Source organism: Streptomyces sp. SID1328 (assembly GCF_009865595.1).
Lineage (GTDB): Bacteria > Actinomycetota > Actinomycetes > Streptomycetales > Streptomycetaceae > Streptomyces > Streptomyces griseoluteus.
In genome coordinates, this window is record NZ_WWKH01000472.1 from 1 (window position 1) to 1,638 (window position 1,638).

General features: G+C 76.6%; 2 protein-coding genes. Both read right to left on the reverse strand.

What is annotated here, in order from left to right; all coding sequences use genetic code 11:
- Positions 1-692, reverse strand: a 692-nt coding sequence (locus GT030_RS14645; RefSeq protein WP_237522430.1) for a zinc ribbon domain-containing protein, incomplete at its 3' end; no start/stop codon positions are given.
- 2 nt (positions 693-694) lie between these two features.
- The coding region (locus tag GT030_RS14650) for a tetratricopeptide repeat protein (protein WP_161201489.1) at positions 695-1,638 on the reverse strand (944 nt) is incomplete at its 5' end.

Below are 1,638 nucleotides of genomic sequence, written 5' to 3' on the forward strand. Positions count from 1 at the left end.
GCCGCCAGCAGCACGTCCCCGGCGGCCCGCGAGGCGGCGGTGGACGCGTCGTCGGGGCGGGTCGCCGAGGAGACGCCGTCGCAGACCACGGCGAGCGCGGCGGGGGAGCCGTCGGGCAGCGCGGTGTGCGCGACGGTGAAGTCGTCCTCGTTGCGGTGGTGACGCAGGCCCCGGTCGCTGATCGCGGCCACCGGGCCCGACTCCCGCTCCATGTGGTCGCGTTCGCGGGGCTGGGCGTGCCCGCAGTTCTCGCAGTAGCCGTCGCCGTCCACCCGGCCCGCGCGGCAGGCGACGCACACCTGTGCGGGGGGCTCGGCACGCGGGTCGGGGGCCTGGAGCGGGTACTCCTCGGGCTCGGTCGGCTCCGTGGCCCCGGCGGGCCGGTCGAAACGCACCCCGGACGCGGCCGGTTCGGGTGTGTGCAGCGGGGCGCCGCCGGAGTCGGTGCCGGGCACGTCGGCGGCCCGGTGGGTGCGCGGCTCGGTACCGCCGGTGGTGGCCGGCTCGGGCTCGGGCCAGTCGACGTCGCCGTCCGGCGCGCCGGTCATGGTCAGCGTCGGCTGGTCCGCGGGCGGCGCGGGCACGGCGGACAGGTCGTATCCGCACGCGCCGCAGAAGAGGTCGCCCGGTTCGAGCGGCTCCGCGCAGCTCGGGCACTTGGGCAGTGCGGCCTGCTGGGGCATCTGTGACATGACTACACCCACGTCCGGGGGCGGTAACGGTTGGCCCGTTCCACCAGGTTGATCCTCTCCTCGCCGCCGGGCGCCAGCCGGGCCAGCGTGCGGTAGGCGCGCTCCAGACCGAAGCGGAGGCCCCGCTCGTCCAGACCGCTGCCGAGCAGCACCCGCCCGCCGGTGACCGGCCGAGCGGTGTCCTGACCCCTGGAGAGTATCCAGTCCAGGGCGCAGCCGAGGACTTCGGCCGACAACCGCTCGCGTCGCGCCGGGTCCAGCCCGTATGCGTCCAGCGCCTCGACCTGGCCCGCCGCGGCGGTCAGGTCGTCCAGGAACGGTACGTCACCCGCGGCCGCCGTGCGTTGCCGCAGCCGCGCCCGCACCGCCGCCACCCGCGCGGCCGTGTAGTGGATGGACGACTCCGGCACCGATTCCAGCGTCCGTACGGCGCCCGCCCGGTCCCCGCTCGCCAGCCGCACCCGCGCCAGGCCGAACGCGGCGCTGACGAAGCTCGGGTCGGTCGCCCACACCAGCCGGTAGTACTCGGCGGCGTTGTCCAGCTGGCCCAGTACCTCCGCGCACAGGCCGAGCGCCAGCTTGGGTGCGGCCTCGCCGGGAAAGGCGTCGTAGATCGCGTCGAAGGCGAGCGCGGCACTCTCGAAGTCGCCGGTGACCAGGGCGGCCACGCCCCGGTACCAGACCACCCGCCAGTCGTCGGGCCGCTCCTCGTCCAGCCGGGCCAGCGTCGCCAGCGCGGCCTCCCGGTCGCCGTGCTCCAGCCACGCCCGCACCCTTCTGAGCCGGGTCTCCACGCCCTGGCCGGGGGCCGCCTCCAGCGCGCCGATCAGCTCGCCCGGCGCGGAGGCGGCGAGACCGGCCAGCAAACCGGCGTCCGGGTCGTTCGGGTCGACCAGCGGCACCGGCAGCGCCAGCGCGGCGGCCGGGGTGTCGACCGGTCGGACCA